The organism is Aeromonas sp. 603404, assembly GCF_049171775.1.
Lineage (GTDB): Bacteria > Pseudomonadota > Gammaproteobacteria > Enterobacterales > Aeromonadaceae > Aeromonas > Aeromonas veronii_A.
Map to the genome: position 1 here is coordinate 1 of NZ_JAAKPE010000017.1, position 16,757 is coordinate 16,757.

The following is a 16,757-nucleotide window of genomic DNA, read 5'->3' on the forward strand; positions in this document are numbered from 1 at the left end:
TGCTGGCAACTGAGCTCGCCTTTTTCAATCTGCTCGACCAGTGCCAGTTTAAAAGTCAGTGAGTAATCGCGCTGTGTCCGTTTCACACCTTGTCCCATCGGGTTCTCCATGTATTGGGGGGGAAAGGTGTAAACCATATTCAGGACGGGACACAGGAGAAAAAAGAGGGCCGCCCATGGGGTTAATGCCGATGAGTCAATGGCTGTTCGACCATTCTCGGGCTAATAGCAGGAGTGAACCTTGTCGCGGCTGAAGTAAAAAGAGAAGTAGTTATCGATGTTGAGCAGGCGGTGCTCTTGGGGGCTGAAAGAGTCAAGGGGGTCATCTCGACGTCAAGCGGCTGGAGGCTTTGCGCAAGGCGCAGTCCGTGCATTGACCATGTCGATATGAGGTCAACCCCTTGGCTTGGGCCCAGGGGCTCTCATCACGCTGAACGGCGACCATTATGGTCGCCGTTTTTCTGGGCTCGAGTCAGCGTTTTACCCAGGCAGAATCACTGCACACAGACCGGGCAGAAGGCGTAGGTGCCTTGTGGGTCGTTGAAGCGGGTGAGCGGGTCGAGACTGCGGTTCACTTCCACCAAGGCCTTGCCAAAGCCGGCTGGCAGCCAGCTTTGCAACTGGGGGGCTAGCACTTGGGCACTGCTGTCAAACAGCTGACGCAGGAACTTGTCCTTGGTGGACTCCTCCTGCTCTATGGGGGTCACCTGCCACTCTTTGAGGTTGGCCAGCTCGGCGGCGGCCTTGATGGCGTCATCCAGATTGCCGAACTCGTCCACCAGACCCAGGGCCTTGGCATCTTCGCCAGTCCAGACACGACCTTCGGCCGCTTTTTCGGCCTCTTCCGGGCTCAGACCACGGCCCTTGCTCACCAGACCGATGAAGCGCTGGTAGGTATCTTCCACGCTCAGCTGGATTGCCTGACCGACGTGATCCGGCAGGGCGCGGGTCGGGCCGACGCCGACGTAATCTGTGGTGCCAACCCCGTCGGTATGCACGCCGAACTGGGCCAACGCCTTGTCGATGGTGGCAAACATGCCGAACACCCCGATGGAGCCGGTGAGGGTGGTCGGGGAGGCGAAGATCTTGTCCGCATCGGCGGAGATCCAGTAGCCACCGGAGGCGGCATAGCTGCCCATGGAGACCACTACCGGTTTGCCTGCCTGTTTCAGGGCCAGCAGCTCGGCGCGGATCTGCTCGGCGGCGAAGGCGCTGCCGCCCGGGCTGTCGACCCGCAGGACCACTGCTTTGACCTTGTCATCGCGGCGAGCATCGGCCAGCAGGTCGGAGAGGCTATCACCGCCGATGGTGCCGGCAGGCTGGACGCCATCCATGATGGCGCCGCTGGCGACCACCAGACCCACCTCATCCTTGCCGCTCCGGGGATATTGTTCCGGAATGGCAGCCAGATACTCTTTCAGGCCGACCCCTTTCCAGCCGTGGTCGTCCGCTTCACCCACCTCTTTAATGACCGCCTGGGTCATCTCGTCGCGGGTGGCCAGCTGATCCACCAGACCGTTGTCGAGGGCGTAGTTGGCGGCATTGCCACCGGCTTTGCGCAGCAGCTCGAGGAAGCGATCCTTGCCTGGCGCGACCGCCTCGGGTTCGATCTCCCGCTGCTCGGCTACGTCAGCCACATATGATTGCCACAGCTGATCCAGCCAGCGCTGGTTTGCTTCTTTGCTCTCGGGGGACATCTCGTCGCGGGTATAGGGTTCGACGAAGGATTTGTAGGTACCGACCTTGAATACATGCGGGGTGATGTTGAGCTTCTCCAGCGCCGACTTGAAATAGGTCTGGTAGACCCCAAGCCCCTCGATCACCACGGCGCCACTCTGGTTGAGCAGCACGTGATCGGCGTGGGCCGCCAGCAGGTATTGCCCCTGAGTGTAGAAGTCGGCCATGGCGATCACCGGTTTGCCGCTCTCCCGGAAGGAGTCGATGGCACTCGCCACCTCCTGCAGTTTGGTGAAGTTGGCTCCCTGCAGTCCTTGCGGCTTGATCACCAGCGCCTTGATGCGCTCGTCATCCTTGGCACTCTTGATGGCCCACAGCAGGTCGGAGAGAACGATCTCGCTCGGCTGCTCGTCGCTGCTGTCCATCTGGCGCAGCAGTTGTACGGTGGGATCGGTCTGGGAGCGTTGCTCCACCAGCACGCCGTTGAGATTGAGGGTTAGCGCCCCTTCGATGGGCGCCTTGGGGGCCTCTTTCTGGCTGACGCTGAAGACGATGACCAGCACTACGATGAGAAACAGCAGATTGACCAGCATCAGCCGGGTGAAATTGAGCAGGCGCCACAGGCTGCGGAACAACCAACCCAGACCTTTGAAAATAGACATAGTCGCGTTATCGCCCTGTTAATGGGTAGAGAAGAGCCATTATTAACCAGTTGCGGGCGAAATTGCCATTTCCGACTGGCGGATCCCGCCTATCTTCGTTCAGGGCACGGCTGTTCGCTGAAAATTTGTCCAAACATTTGTTTGAAAAAGAATTTTCGATTCTTTACTCTAGCCTCAGTTTGATAACAAAAAATTAACTGGAGGCATCGTGAGCCGCTATCCGACCCTGCTGACCCCGCTCGACCTTGGTTTTACCCAGCTGCGCAACCGCGTCTTGATGGGCTCCATGCACACCGGCCTCGAAGAGGAGAAGGGCGGTTTTGACAAGCTGGCCGCCTTTTATGCCGAGCGCGCCCGTGGTGGCGTTGGCCTTATCGTCACCGGCGGCATTGCCCCCAATCTGCGCGGTCGGCTGGTACCTCACGGCTCTCAGTTGAGCTTCCCTTGGCAGGTGAGCAAGCACAAGAAGGTGACCAGCGCCGTGCATCAGGAGGGGGGCAAGATAGCGCTGCAGATCCTCCATGCCGGTCGCTACGCCTACCATCCGTTCAGTCTGGCGCCGAGCGCCCTCAAGGCCCCCATCTCCCCGTTCAAGCCGCGCGCCATGAGCGAGCGGCAGATCCGCGGCACCATTCGCGACTTTGCTGCCACCGCTGCGTTGGCTAAGGCGGCCGGTTATGACGGTGTCGAGGTGATGGGCTCGGAAGGCTATCTCATCAACCAGTTCATCTGCGAGCGTACCAACAAACGTAGCGATGGCTGGGGCGGCAGCAGCGAAAACCGGATGCGCTTCCCGGTGGAGATTGTCCGCGCTATCCGCGAGCGGGTCGGCACCGACTTCATCATTATCTTCCGCCTCTCCATGCTGGATCTGGTGGAGCAGGGGTCGACCCTGGAAGAGGTGATTGCCCTTGGCAAAGCGCTGGAAGCGGTGGGGGTGACCCTGATCAACACCGGCATCGGTTGGCACGAAGCGCGTATTCCTACCATCGCCACCAGCGTGCCGCGCGGCGCCTTCAGCTGGGTGACCGCCGAGCTGAAAAAACACCTCAAGGTGCCGCTTATCACCACCAACCGGATCAACACCCCGGAGGTGGCCGAGCGGATTCTGGCGGGGGGCGAGGCGGATATGGTCTCCATGGCGCGCCCCTTCCTGGCGGATCCCGAATTTGTCATCAAGGCGGCCGAGAATCGGGCGGACGAGATCAACACCTGCATCGCCTGCAACCAGGCTTGCCTTGACCATGTGTTCAAGCAGAAGCGCGCCTCCTGTCTGGTCAATCCTCGCGCCTGTTTCGAGACCGAGTTGACCTTTGGCCGCGTGCCCCAGCCCAAAAAGCTGGCGGTGGTGGGGGCGGGCCCGGCCGGGCTGGCATTTGCTTGCTACGCTGCCGAGCGCGGTCATCAGGTGTGCCTGTTCGATCAGGCCAGCGAAATCGGCGGCCAGTTCAACTTCGCCAAGCAGATCCCGGGCAAGGAGGAGTTTCACGAAACCCTGCGCTACTTCGCCAAACGGCTGGAGAAGTGCGGCGTCGAGCTCTATCTGGGCCAGCGCCAGAGTGCCGAGAGCCTGCTCAGCGGCGGTTTTGACGAGGTGATTCTCGCTACCGGTATTCGTCCGCGCACCCCCAATATTCCGGGCATCGAACATCCCAAGGTGATGAGTTATCTCGATGTATTGCGGGATCACAAACCGGTCGGCCAGAAGGTGGCGGTGATCGGCGCTGGCGGCATCGGTTTCGATGTGGCTGAGTATCTGGTAGAGAAGAAGGTGGAGATGGATGCCGATGGGCACCGTGATCACTGGCTCAAGGAGTGGGGCATCGACAAACAGCTTGGCGAGCGCGGTGGCCTCACGGCTCCTGAAATCGACGCCCCCGAGCGCCAGATCTGGCTGCTCCAGCGCAAGGAGAGCAAGGTGGGTGACGGACTTGGCAAGACCACCGGCTGGATCCACCGTACCGTGCTCAAGAACCGCAAGGTGCAGATGCTCTCCGGGGTGCAATATCTGGGGATCGATGACGAGGGCTTGCACATTCAGGTGGGCGAGACCAAGCAGTGTCTGCCGGTGGATCAGGTTATCGTCTGCGCCGGGCAGGAGCCCCTTAAAGAACTGCAGGCCGGGTTGCAGGCGGCAGGCAAGCCGGTGCATATCATCGGCGGAGCCGACGTGGCTGCCGAGCTGGATGCCAAGCGCGCCATCCGGCAAGGGGCCGAGCTGGCAGCGATCATCTAGCAAGCAGCGTCCTCTTGTCCTTTATAGTGCGATAAACCCCTGAGCCTCAGGGGTTTTCTTCATTCGGTGCTGTGCTAAGGTAGCGCCATCATTGCCCCAGAGAAGGAATTGCCCATGGATGCCCTCACCCTGTTGCTCAATCGCCACTCCTGTGGCCGTCTCGCCGATCCCGCCCCGAGCGGTGAGGTGCTCGACAATATCCTCAAGGCGGGCCTGCGTGCGCCGGATCACGGCACCCTGACCCCCTGGCAGTTCATTCTGTTTGAAGGGGAGGGGCGTGAGCGGCTGGGCAAGCTGCTGGCCGAGGCGGCCCGTGCCCGTGGCGAAGATGAAGAGAGCATCAAGAAGTGCAGCGAAGCGCCGCTGCGGGCGCCCTTGATCGTCGCCGTGGCAACCCGTTATCAGGATCACCCCAAGGTGCCGAAACTGGAGCAGGAGCTCTCTGCAGGTTGTGCCCTGATGGCGATGCAGATGGCGGCGCAGGCGCAGGGCTTCAACGGCATCTGGCGCTCCGGCTGGTTTATCTTCGATGAGCAGATCAACAAAGGATTGGGACTGGCGGCAGAGGATCAGCTGGTGGGTTTCCTCTACCTCGGCACCCCCATGCTGGAAGCGCGTAAACTGCGCGAGCTGCCGCTCGATGAGTTTGTCCGCCGTTTCTGACTTTTCGGCCACGTTGCGGTTGAGAGAAGCAAAGCCTCGAGAAATCGGGGCTTTTCTGTTTAACCGTGAATAGTAACCAGAGAAATTGGGGAAAATAAATGGCTCAAAGAGGCTTCGCGCGCCATAGCAGGTAATTATTTAAATAGTGCGATGTACCTCGCAATCCTGTGGTATTTCACTATGTAAAACGTTTGCGCATTCGCTAATATCTCCCTGCCAGTTTAGAAGGGCACTCCTTCTAATTTTTCTGCGATGAGAGTCGCAATTCCGTAGCACCTTTTAACAGCCCAACGTCTTCGTGACATTGGGCTTTATTTTTTTATGGGGTGTCGGGGCTGTTGTGAGTTGATGGCGGTATCGGCATACAACCCGGTTGGCTGCCTTATGCCCTGTTTGTGGCTGGCAGGATCCGGGCCGGGTTGCCGACTACCCGAGCACCGGCCGGTACATCTTTGGTGACTACGGCACCCGCGCCGACGATCGCCTCCCGCCCTATGGTGACGCCGGGCAGCAAGATGGCGCCGCCCCCAATCCAGACCTTGTCTTCAATGGTGACCGGCAGCGCCGTCTCTGTGCCCTGAATCCGTTCGTCGGCCTCCAGCGCATGGGCTGCGGTATAGATCTGCACGTTTGGCCCAATCATCACATGGGCGCCGATGCGAATGGGGGCATTGTCCAGCAGGGTCGCTCCCATATTGATGTAGGAGTCCTTGCCCAGGTGGATGTGGCGGCCATAGGTGCAGTAGAGGGGCGGGCAGATGAAGGCATTCTCTGCCAGTTCGCCAATCAGCTCCGCCAGTAGTGCCCGCTGCTCTGTCTCCTCTTCCGCCAGATTGAAACGGCGATAGCGCCGTGCCGCCTCCCGGCGCAACTGGGCCAGCTCGGGTGTCATGCAGTTGTACGGTTGGCTGCTAATCATCTTCTGGTATTCGCTCATGAAGGTTGCTTTCCTTTATCTGCCAGGGATTTGGATATTGGCGCCAATACGACAGAAGTAACGTGATCACCCACCCGATACGGGCAGAACCAGGTTGGCAGGTTTGCCTTCGGCAAAGGCCAGCACATTCTCGAACGCCACGCGAAAGTAGAGTTCGTAGCTGTTTTGCTCCACATAGCCGAGATGAGGCGTTGCCAATACATTGGGCAGGCGCAGCAGGGGCTCGCTTTCCTGTGTCGCCGGCTCGATGTCAAATACATCGAGCGCGGCCCGTTTTCCAGGATGGGTACTTAGCTCTGCATAGAGGGCGCCCGGCTCGATAAGTTCGGCACGGCTGGTATTGACCAGCAGAGAGTCAACTTTCATGCGGGCCAGATCTGCGCGGGTAACAGCGCCGCGGGTTGTCTCGCTCAGGCGCAGATGCAGCGTGAGGATATCGGCTTGACTGAAGAGAGCCTCCTTGCTGGAGGCGCAGGCATAGCCATCCAGCTCGGCCTGCCTGCGCGAAGCCTCACTGCCCCATATCAGTACCGACATGCCAAATGCCTTGCCATAGCGGGCGATCCGCTGGCCTATCTTGCCGTAGCCCCAGATGCCGAGCGTCAGCCCATGCAGTGTGCGTCCCAAACCGAGGTCACCAGATTGCTGCCATTGGCCTTGGCTTAACGCCTGGCTGTAAGCAGGTATATGGCGGGAGGCTGCCATGATGAGCGCCCAGCAGAGCTCGGCGGGAGCAATAGGGCTGCCGATCCCTTCTGCCACGGCAACGTCGTACTGTTGGCATAGTGCCGGGTCGATATGCTGGCTGATTTTGCCGGTCTGGCTGATGAGTTTAAGGGTGGGAAGCTGTATCAGCAGCTGTTCGTCGATGCGGGTACGCTCGCGGGTCAGCACCAGTGCTTCCATTCCTTCCAGCAGGGCGGCAAGGCGCGTTGTATCGGGTTCGCTCTGGTTGAGGATGGTGACGTCATGACCCGCCAGCAGGGCAAAGCAGGGGAGGTGGCGCACCTGATCCTGATAGTCATCCAGAATGGCAATCCGCATAAGAAATCCTTCTCGGTTGCGTTGGCTCGGACCGCTATCTTACCGGAATAAAGGTGTCTGTTGTTTTCAAACGAATACAATCAGAAGGGAGGGCGATCATGCCCATGTCCACGGACCGGGAATAGCCCGGCAGGCCAAAACAATCAGGGCCCCCGAATGGGAGCCCTGATGGCATGAGGTTGGCGTCTATGTTGCCCGCGCTTAGCCGTGCTTGCGGCCGGAGAGGCGGCACCACTCCTCCTTGACAGCGGTCGGGTCCATCTCGAACCACTGGCCGTAGATGGTTTCCAGCTCCGGTGCCTGGCTCTCCAGCACGCCAGAGAGAGCCATCAGGCTGCCCGGCTTGCCGTGGCCGGCGATAAGTGGAGCCAGTTCGCGCAGCGGGCCGGCCAGGATGTTGGCGACCACCACGTCCGCTTCGACATCTTGCGGCTGGTCGGCTGGCAGATAGAGCTCAATCTGGTCGGCGACGCCGTTGCGCGCGGCGTTGTCGCGGCTGGCCTGAATGGCTTGCGGGTCGATGTCGATGCCGATGACGCGGGCAGCACCCAGTTTCAGGGCGGCGATGCCGAGAATGCCGGAGCCGCAACCAAAGTCGACCACGGTTTTACCGCTCAGATCCAGCCCGTCCAGCCACTGCAGGCAGAGGGCGGTGGTGGGGTGGGTACCGGTACCGAAGGCCAGGCCCGGATCCAGCATCACGTTAACTGCATCGGGGTTCGGCACATCGCGCCAGCTCGGGCAGATCCAGAGGCGCTCGCCAAACTGCATGGGGTGGAAGTGATCCATCCACTCGCGCACCCAGTCCTTGTCTTCCAGCTGCTCGACCTTGTAGCCGACATTTTCGCCGAAGATCTGCTGGAAAAAGGCGATGGTGGGAGCCGGGTCGGTTTCGGCATCGAACAGCCCCATCACTTCGGTCTCGCCCCAGAGCGGGGTTTCACCGGGCATGGGTTCGTAGACGGGCACATCCTTGGCATCCATAAAGGTCACCGCCTGGGCTCCACGCCCCAGCAGCATGTTGCTCACCTTGTCTGCGGTCTTGGCAGTGGCGTTGATTCGAATTTGTATCCAGGGCATGGCGTCGACTCTTCATAAATGTGAAACCGCGAGATTCTACCATCATGGGGCAGTGCTGTCGTGGTTTGCCCATGACGTGGAGGGATTCGGGGGCTTTTGCCGGATTGGCACGGTTCCTGTATCGCTCTATGCAGGCGAAGACGACCGTTTTTCGCTGAACGCTTTGCTCAAGTTCCGTCATCTTTCACTGCCACCCTCGGGTGGCATTTTTTTATCTGCACTTGTTTGCCTGGTAAACAGTCTGCCAGACAAAAAAAGAGCAAGGTCGGCACCTTGCTCAAGGACGGGCTGACGCCGTTTTGGCGCATTCATGCTGCTGTTGGCACGCCAGATGCAAAGACTAGATTGTCCTGCATAAGGATATGTGTGTGATTGTTACCCCAATGTTCAGGTATTCAGGCCATTTCTCGCGAAATGGCCTCTTTTTTGGCTGATTGTCGGACGTTGGCCTACCACAGGCAGTCATGAGTGCCGCTGGTTGTGCCCGTTTGGGGCATCTCCTTGGTGAACTTATCCCATCATGGTGCGTTTGAGGGCTTAGTTGGCAAAGTCGCTCATGTCGATCACCAGCTTGCCAACCATACGGCCCGCTTCCACCTCGGCATGGGCCTGAGCCAGCGTGATCGGGGTCAGCGACGGGATGGTTCTGGTCAGGGTGGTCTGCAATACCCCTTCATCGACCAGTGCCGCCACCCGGCCGAGCAGGCGGTGCTGTTCGATCATGTCCGGCGTCTGGAACAGGGAGCGGGTGAACATGAACTCCTGGCTGAAGGTGACGCTCTTGCTCTTGAGCAGGGAGAGATCCCACGGCTCGCTCGATTCGGCGATGGTGCAGATATGGCCAAACGGGCGGATCAGCCCTGCCATGGTGGCCCAGTGTTCGGCGGTGGCGTTGGTGCAGAAGATGGCATCGACCTGGGTGATGCCAAGGGCGGTCAGCTCCTCCTGCAACTTGTGGTGGTTTACGACCTGATGGGCGCCCATCTCGAGGCACCACTCGCGGCTCTCGGGGCGGGAGGCGGTAGCAATCACCTCCATGTCGGTGAGCTGGCGGGCCAGCTGGATGGCGATGGAACCCACGCCACCGGCGCCGCCGATGATCAGCAGTTTGCCACGGCTCTCGCGGGTAAGAGCGAAGCGCTCGAACAGGGTCTCCCAGGCGGTGATGGCGGTGAGCGGCAGGGCGGCGGCCTCCACATCGCTCAAGCTGGTGGGGGCGATCGCGGCGATGCGCTCATCCACCAGTTGCAGGGCGCTGTTGCTGCCCGGGCGGCTGATGTCGCCGGCATACCAGACTCGGTCGCCCGCCTTGAACAGGGTGACTTCGCTGCCGGTGGCGATCACTTCCCCCACCGCATCCCAGCCCAGCACCCGGGGCGAGCTTTCAATTTTGGCCTTGGGGGAGCGCACCTTGGTATCTACCGGATTGACGGAGGTGGCAGTAACCCGGACCAGCAGATCCCGCGGACCCGGAACCGGATCTGGCAGGTTGGCTGCGATAAAGCAGTCGGGGTGGTCGCTTGGCAGATAGTGAGTCAGGGCAATGGCTTTCATGGTTTTTCCTTTCAAATCGCTGTGTTCGGGATTGCCACTCACTCTAGTCTGGTTGATTATCAAGATTAAGATGGGTAATCGGTAAAGACTGTTTGAATATATGAACAATGTCGATCTGGAGTTGATGGGACTGTTTGCCACTGTGGTGGAGCAGGGAAGCTTTACCCGGGCCGCCGAGCTGCTCGGTATGCCCAAGTCGTCGGTGAGTCAGAAGATCTCGCGGCTCGAATCCCAGCTCGGGGTGCGGCTGTTGCAGCGCACCACCCGCAGGTTGAGCCTGACCCCGCAGGGGGAACTCTATGTGGAGCACTGTCAGGGGCTGCTGGCACTGGCCCGCAGTGCCAATCTGGCGATGGCACGGCTGCGCTCGGCCCCGGCGGGGCGGGTGCGGATCACCGCCCCCGAGGCGACCGGCACCCTGCTGCTTGGCCGGATCCTCGCCGAGTTTCGCGCCCTCTATCCCGAGGTGGTGCTGGAACTGACCCTGAGCGATGAACAGCTCGATCTGGTGGGGGAAGGTTATGATTTGGCGCTGCGGGCGGCGCCGCTGAAAGACTCCAGCCTCATCTGCCGGCGTATCGGTGAGGTGGCGCGCCATCTGGTGGCGGCGCCCGCCTATCTGGCGGCCCACGGCATGCCACAACAGTTGAGCGAGCTGGGCCGTTATGCCTGTCTGGTGCACTCGGCCATGCCGGTGTGGCCATTGCAGGAGGGGGGCTGGCGGCCGCAGGGAGCCTGTGTCAGCAACAGCTTGCTGGCGCTGCGGGAGATGGCGCTTCATGACGGGGGGATTGCCCTGTTGCCCCACCATGTCTGTGAAGGGGATTTGGCGGCGGGGCGGCTGCAGAAGGTGTTGCCGGATCAGCCCATTCCGGCCAACCCGTTTTACCTTATCTATCCGAGCCGGGAGCATCTGGCCCCCGCCCTGCGCACCCTGATGGATTTCGTGGCCGAGCGGTTGCCGTTCGCCTGAGTTACCAGCTGCTCTGACTGGCCGACTCCTGATTGGGTTTGAGGCCGAGGGGGACCGACTGGCGCTCCGCCAGCATGCGGATCTGCCCTTCAATCAGGCTGGCGCTGGGGCCCAGCACCAGCACCAGCTGGTGGTCGTTGAGCTGGATCCAGGAGAAGCAGCCCAGGCCCAGCAGGCGAGATTCATCCACCAGTGAAATATCGCGCACCCGCAGGCTGAGACGGGTGATACAGACACTCATCGCCACCAGATTGTCCATCCCGCCCAGTACCTTGAGATACTGGATCGCCAGCATCTGCGGGTCTGAGGGGGCAACGCTGGCAAGGCGCGGATGCTCCACTGCGATGGGCTTGCTCGGCATGCTGAGGGGGGCGCGCTCCAGCAGTTGATAGAACAGCAGGGTGTAGGCGACGAAAAACAGGATACCGACCGGAATGAGCCAGAAGCTGTGCTCCCCAGCCTGATAGCTCAGCACCAGATCCAGCAGACCGGCGGAGAAGTAACTGCCCACCTTGATCCCCAGCCCGCTACAGACAGCGAGCGACAGCCCGGTCAGCAGGGCGTGGGCGAGAAACAGCCAGGGGGCGGTAAAGGCGAACAGAAATTCGATAGGCTCTGTGATCCCCACCAGTGCCGAGGTGAGCGCAAGGGTGAGCAGCAGCCCGCCCTGCGGCAGCCGCTGCATCCGTTGGCGGTGCAGCCAGATGGCAAAACAGGCGCCCGGCAGGCCGAACATGATGATGGGGTAGAGACCGGCCACATACCCTTCATGAAGGGGCTGGGCGGTGGCCAGCGCCTGCAGGTTGCTCTCGCCAAGGCCGATGACGCTGCCCAGCACCTGATGGAGCCCGAGCGGGATCAGCAGCCGGTTGAGGGTGCCGTAGCAGAAAGCGCCAAACGGCGTGGTAAGCAGCTCGGAGGTGAGCAGGGTCAGCCCGCGCTCCAGTGGCGGCCACAGCAGCGAGAGGGGGATGGCGATCAGCAGGCAGGCCAAGGCCGACACCAGCAGGCTGGGAAACTCCCCCCTGGCGATCTGCAGCCAGCGGGGCAGGGTTTGCTGGTGAACCCAGGGATAGATAATGGCGGTGGTGAGTCCCGCCAGCAGGCCGCAGATCATGTCGGCGTGCAGGTTGGGGGCTAGCGTATTGAAAGCTGTGCTGAGCAGCAGGAAGTTGACTGCCCCCGCCAGCGTCTGCCCGCCCAGCTCTTGCCGACTCAGGCCAAAGGCGATCGCCACCGCATAGATAAGCGGCATCTGGCTGAAGATCGCCTGACCGGTGAGGGAGAGCACCGCCAAATCGAGCACGTCGGGTTGCCCAAGCCGGTATATCAGCGCCGCCATCGGCAAGATGGAGACGGGCAGCAGCAGGGCATAACCGAGCCGCTGCAGGGCTTGAGTAACGACTTGTCGAGTGGCTTTAACGGGCATACAGCGGCTACGTTCTGTGACTTGGCGCACAGTTTAACCGGAAAACACCTATTTGGGGATAGTTTTGGAACCCCTAATTTATATTTTTATTATTTCTGCCCGAAAAGCTCGCGCACTTCCCGCGAGGGCGGTGTCGTCAGCAGGCTGACCGTGATAAAGACCACCAGTGCCAGCGTGAGGCTTGGCACGATGGCGTGCAGGCCAGCCAGCTTGATCCCCCACTGACTGAGTACCCCATAGCTGACGATGCCGCTGACCATGCTGGCCAGTGCGCCCGGGCCGTTGGCCCGTGACCAGTAGAGACCGAGCACCAGCGGCCAGAGGAACACCGCTTGCAATCCGCCGAAGGCGAGCAGGTTGAGCCAGATGATCATCTCGGGCGGTTGCAGCGCCGCCAGCAGCACCAAAGTGCCGAGGATCAGGGTGCAGAGCAGGGATAGGCGGGGGATGCGCACCTCCAGCTTCTCCTGCTTTGGACTCAGATAGTTGAGGTAGAGATCTTTCACCAGAGTGGCGGAAGCCTGGATCAGCTGGGAGTCGATGGTGGACATGATGGCCGCCATCGGCGCCGCCAGAAAGACCCCGGCCAGCCAGGGGGGCAGCACTTCCATCATCAAGGAGGGCATGATCTTGTCCGGGCTGTCCATGCCCGGCAGGATGGCGCGGCCGAGGGCGCCCGCCAGATGCATGCCAAACATCAGCAGTGCGCTGACCACGGTGCCGATCAGAATGCCGCGATGGAGCGCCTTGCTGTCGCGATAGCCAAAGCAGCGCAGCGCCGAGTGGGGCAGCCCCACCACCCCGACACAGACCAGGATCCAGAAGCTCAACATAAAGGGCTGGGTCAGCATGTCGCCTGCCCCTTGCGGGCTCACCAGCTTGGGATCGATCTCCCTTAGCTGGTGGATAAGGTTTGGCAAGCCGTCACCGGCAATCAGAATTCCTGCCAGCAGGGCGCCGGTGCCGATCAGCATGATGATCCCCTGCAGCGCATCGGTCATCACCACGGCGCGGAAGCCGCCGATGATGGTGTAGAGCAGCACACAGCTGGCAAACAGCATCAACCCCTGCTGGTAGGAGAGCCCGGTGGCGGTCTCCAGCAGGCGGGCGCCGCCGATAAATTGCACCACCATAGTCGCGATAAAGGCGAGGATGATAGTAACGGAGCCGAGGATCACCACCGCCTTGCTCTGATAGCGGGCCCACAGCATGTCGTTGATGGTCACCGCATTGACCCGGCGGGCGATGATGGCGAACTTCTTGCCAAGCACCCCCAGGGTGAGCCAGACGGTGGGCAGCTGGATCATCGCCAGCAACACCCAGCCCAGACCGATCTTGTAGGCCGCGCCCGGCCCACCGATAAAGGAGGAGGCCGAGGTGTAGGTGGCCACTAGCGTCATCGCCAGCACCAGCCCGCCCATGCTGCGGTTGCCGATGAAGTACTCCTGCACGAAGTTGCCTTGCGCGCGATGGCGGCTGGCCCAGAAACCCACCCCCAGCACCAGCACCAGATAGATGACGAGCGGCAGCATCAACTCAAGATTCATGGGATGACTCCTTGCCGGAAGGGGCGGGGGTATCGAGGGGGATATCCACAAACAGTCGATCCACCATCAAGGCACATAGTGCGATGAACAGCAGTGGCATCGCCACGCAACTGAGCAGGAACCAAAGGGGAATGTCCCAGCATTCGATCTCTTCCGGGATCAGATAAGCCGTGCCATACCAGGCAAGAAAATAGAGTAGGGTCAGCAGCAGGCAGAAAGCTGCTTCCCGGCGGGCGAGAGCAAAACGGTTCACCTTGGCCTCCGACAATTTTGAGGGGCGCAAGGATAACAAAAAAGGGCCATGTCGCCATGGCCCTTTTTCAGCAGAGGCTCCTTGCGGAGCAGACTTCCACCGGAAGTCCGGTCTCTATCAGAGATCCTTACAGACCCAACTTCTTGTGCAGATAGTGGGCGTTGGTACTGCCACCGTGCAATGTCATCGGGTCTCTATCAGCGATCCTTACAGACCTAACTTCTTGTGCAGGTAGTGGATATTAGTGCCACCGTGCTGGAAGTTTTCGTCTTTCATGATCTCTTTTTGCAGCGGTACGTTGGTCTTGATCCCTTCCACCACCAGCTCGTCCAGTGCATGGCGCATGCGGGCGATGGCAATGTCACGATTCTCGCCGTAGCAGATCAGCTTGCCGATCATCGAATCGTAGTGGGGAGGTACCTTGTAACCGGCATAAATGTGGGAGTCCCAACGCACGCCCAGACCACCCGGCGCGTGAAAGCGCTGCACCAGACCCGGAGAGGGCATGAAGGTGGCCGGATCTTCGGCGTTGATCCGGCACTCGATGGCATGGCCACGGATGCGGATATCCTGCTGGGTGATCGACAGGGGCTGACCGGCGGCGATGCGCAGCTGCTCCTTGATCAGATCGATACCGGTGACCATCTCGGTGACCGGATGCTCAACCTGGATACGGGTGTTCATTTCGATGAAATAGAACTCGCCGTTCTCGTACAGGAACTCGAAAGTACCCGCACCGCGGTAGCCGATCTCGATACAGGCGCGCACACAGCGCTCGCCGATGAACTTGCGCATTTCGGCGGTGATGCCGGGTGCCGGCGCCTCTTCCACCACTTTCTGGTGGCGACGCTGCATGGAGCAGTCACGCTCGCCCAGATAGAGGGCGTTGCCCTGGCCGTCTGCCAACACCTGAATTTCAATGTGGCGCGGGTTTTCCAGGTACTTCTCCATGTAGACCATGTCGTTCTTGAAGAACTGGCCTGCTTCGGATTTGGTTAGGGCAATGGCGGAGGCTAGCTCGGCCTCGCTGCGTACCACGCGCATGCCACGACCACCGCCGCCACCGGCAGCCTTGATGATCACCGGATAGCCGATGCGCTTGGCAATAGCGGCATTGCGCTTGGTGTCGTTGTCCACCGGACCGTCAGAGCCCGGTACACACGGTACGCCTGCCTTCTTCATCGCTTCGATGGCGGAGACTTTGTCACCCATCAGGCGGATGGTCTCGGCGCGCGGGCCGATGAAGATGAAGCCGGATTTTTCGACCACTTCGGCAAAATCGGCGTTCTCGGAAAGGAAGCCGTAACCCGGGTGGATGGCCACGGCACCGGTCACCTCGGCGGCGGCGATGATGGCCGGAACGTTGAGGTAGGAGTCGGTACTGGCTGGTTTGCCGATACAGATGGATTCGTCGGCCAGCAGCACATGTTTGAGCTCCCGGTCGGCGGTGGAGTGAACTGCCACTGTCTTGATCCCGAGCTCTTTGCAGGCGCGCAGGATCCGCAGGGCAATTTCACCGCGGTTGGCGATGACTACTTTGTCCAACATGGGTGGCGATTTCCCTTATTCGATGATGAACAGCGGCTCGTCAAATTCGACGGCCTGACCATTTTCAACCAGGATCGCTTTGATCACACCGGCCTTGTCAGACTCGATTTGGTTCATCATTTTCATGGCTTCGACGATGCACAGGGTATCGCCGACATTGACTTGCTGACCCACTTCCACGAACGGCTTGGCTTCCGGGCTGGAGGAGCGGTAGAAGGAGCCAACCATGGGAGAGCGCATCAGGTGACCGCTCGGTGCGGCATCTGCGGCCGGCGCAGCGGCAACCGGGGCGGCGGCTGGAGCGGCAACCGGAGCGGCTGCTTGCTGCATGATCATCTGCGGTGCGGCAGTGACCTGGCCTGCGAAGTTGCGGCTGATGCGAACGGACTCTTCACCTTCGGAGATCTCCAGTTCGGCGATGCCGGACTCTTCAACCAGTTCAATCAGCTTCTTGATTTTGCGGATATCCATTAGCATTCTCTTTCTTCTTTATCTGATCAGTGATTATCAAGCCGCGTGCAGATGGCGCACGGCCGCGGTTAAAGCGAATTGATAGCCATCGGCCCCCAGACCACAAATGACCCCTTTGGCGACATCAGACAGATAGGAGTGATGACGAAACGGCTCCCTGGCATGAACGTTTGACAGGTGAACCTCGATAAAGGGGATGGCGACACCCAGCAGCGCATCGCGGATGGCGACGCTGGTGTGGGTGAAGGCGGCCGGATTGATGATGATGAAATCCACCTGACCCATGGCCTGATGGATGCGGCTGACCAACTCATGTTCGGCGTTGGATTGCAGATGTTCCAGAGTGACACCGAGTTCGCTGGCGTTGAGCTTCAGATCGGCGACGATCTCATCGAGCGTCTTGCTGCCGTAGATACCCGGTTCCCGTTTGCCCAGCAGATTCAGGTTTGGACCGTTGAGCAGGAGAATTCGGCGATGTTGCGACATATTGAGTGCATCCTCGATGATCATGCTGCTATCTGTCAGCTATCTTGTGGACTACCTGAAATCTAGCCATTTTCTGCGCAAATCGGTGTGCCCTGGCACACAGATTTCGCAATTATATTGATTTCGTGAAAATTAGCAGCATTTTACTGGTCTAATCTCTACATCTGGCTATTTATTGAGCGTCACCTCCCTGTGCGC

Annotated in this window: 14 protein-coding genes; 3 read left to right on the forward strand and 11 right to left on the reverse strand. The window is 60.2% G+C overall.

Annotated features, from left to right (window positions below):
* Nucleotides 1–493 precede the first annotated feature (493 nt).
* Nucleotides 494–2,338: a signal peptide peptidase SppA gene (sppA, locus tag G5306_RS18300; protein WP_421313388.1), complete on the reverse strand. Its 1,845-nt coding sequence runs from the start codon at nt 2,336–2,338 to the stop codon at nt 494–496.
* A gap of 208 nt (nt 2,339–2,546) precedes the next feature.
* On the opposite strand from sppA, the gene G5306_RS18305 reads away from it, so the two are divergent.
* Together G5306_RS18305 and G5306_RS18310 are read left to right on the forward strand one after the other, a co-directional pair.
* A complete protein-coding gene (locus G5306_RS18305) occupies nt 2,547–4,574 on the forward strand; it encodes an FAD-dependent oxidoreductase (RefSeq protein ID WP_421313390.1) in 2,028 nt (675 codons plus the stop codon).
* 114 nt (nt 4,575–4,688) lie between these two features.
* Nucleotides 4,689–5,237 carry an NAD(P)H nitroreductase gene (locus G5306_RS18310; protein WP_042080611.1) on the forward strand — a complete coding sequence of 183 codons (549 nt, stop codon included), beginning with the start codon at nt 4,689–4,691 and terminating at the stop codon, nt 5,235–5,237.
* Nucleotides 5,238–5,619: 382 nt separating this feature from the next.
* Here G5306_RS18310 and G5306_RS18315 read toward each other — a convergent pair whose 3' ends face one another.
* From G5306_RS18315 to G5306_RS18330, 4 genes are all read right to left on the reverse strand, one after another.
* Nucleotides 5,620–6,174 (reverse strand): sugar O-acetyltransferase, encoded by a 555-nt coding sequence (locus tag G5306_RS18315; protein WP_149153512.1) that lies wholly within the window; start codon nt 6,172–6,174, stop codon nt 5,620–5,622.
* Nucleotides 6,175–6,240: 66 nt separating this feature from the next.
* Nucleotides 6,241–7,218, reverse strand: coding sequence for a D-2-hydroxyacid dehydrogenase family protein (locus G5306_RS18320; protein WP_421313393.1), 978 nt, complete (start codon nt 7,216–7,218; stop codon nt 6,241–6,243).
* Nucleotides 7,219–7,419: 201 nt separating this feature from the next.
* Nucleotides 7,420–8,298: a 50S ribosomal protein L11 methyltransferase gene (gene prmA, locus G5306_RS18325; protein WP_088870043.1), complete on the reverse strand. Its 879-nt coding sequence runs from the start codon at nt 8,296–8,298 to the stop codon at nt 7,420–7,422.
* 537 nt (nt 8,299–8,835) lie between these two features.
* Complete coding sequence (locus tag G5306_RS18330; protein ID WP_421313395.1) at nt 8,836–9,852, reverse strand: zinc-binding alcohol dehydrogenase family protein; 1,017 nt, start codon at nt 9,850–9,852, stop codon at nt 8,836–8,838.
* 100 nt (nt 9,853–9,952) lie between these two features.
* Here G5306_RS18330 and G5306_RS18335 point away from each other — a divergent pair, with 100 nt between their 5' ends.
* On the forward strand, nt 9,953–10,825 hold the full coding sequence (locus G5306_RS18335; protein WP_005338917.1) for a LysR family transcriptional regulator: 873 nt from the start codon (nt 9,953–9,955) through the stop codon (nt 10,823–10,825).
* A 1-nt stretch (nt 10,826) separates the two neighbouring features.
* On the opposite strand, the gene G5306_RS18340 is transcribed toward G5306_RS18335, so the two are convergent.
* The 6 genes from G5306_RS18340 to aroQ all read right to left on the reverse strand — a co-directional run bounded on the left by G5306_RS18340 (nt 10,827) and on the right by aroQ (nt 16,559).
* Nucleotides 10,827–12,254 (reverse strand): PTS transporter subunit EIIC, encoded by a 1,428-nt coding sequence (locus G5306_RS18340; protein WP_421313397.1) that lies wholly within the window; start codon nt 12,252–12,254, stop codon nt 10,827–10,829.
* A gap of 89 nt (nt 12,255–12,343) precedes the next feature.
* On the reverse strand, nt 12,344–13,801 hold the full coding sequence (panF, locus tag G5306_RS18345) for a sodium/pantothenate symporter (RefSeq protein WP_421213166.1): 1,458 nt from the start codon (nt 13,799–13,801) through the stop codon (nt 12,344–12,346).
* Nucleotides 13,791–14,054: a DUF997 family protein gene (locus tag G5306_RS18350; RefSeq protein ID WP_254204220.1), complete on the reverse strand. Its 264-nt coding sequence runs from the start codon at nt 14,052–14,054 to the stop codon at nt 13,791–13,793. The genes panF and G5306_RS18350 overlap by 11 nt, the downstream gene beginning before the upstream one ends.
* A gap of 207 nt (nt 14,055–14,261) precedes the next feature.
* Nucleotides 14,262–15,602 (reverse strand): acetyl-CoA carboxylase biotin carboxylase subunit, encoded by a 1,341-nt coding sequence (gene accC / locus G5306_RS18355; RefSeq protein WP_216951972.1) that lies wholly within the window; start codon nt 15,600–15,602, stop codon nt 14,262–14,264.
* A 15-nt stretch (nt 15,603–15,617) separates the two neighbouring features.
* Entirely contained in the window at nt 15,618–16,073 is a 456-nt protein-coding gene (gene accB / locus G5306_RS18360) for an acetyl-CoA carboxylase biotin carboxyl carrier protein (RefSeq protein ID WP_216951971.1), read from the reverse strand.
* Nucleotides 16,074–16,109: 36 nt separating this feature from the next.
* Complete coding sequence (gene aroQ / locus G5306_RS18365; protein ID WP_139743401.1) at nt 16,110–16,559, reverse strand: type II 3-dehydroquinate dehydratase; 450 nt, start codon at nt 16,557–16,559, stop codon at nt 16,110–16,112.
* Between the last annotated feature and the right edge of the window lie 198 nt (nt 16,560–16,757).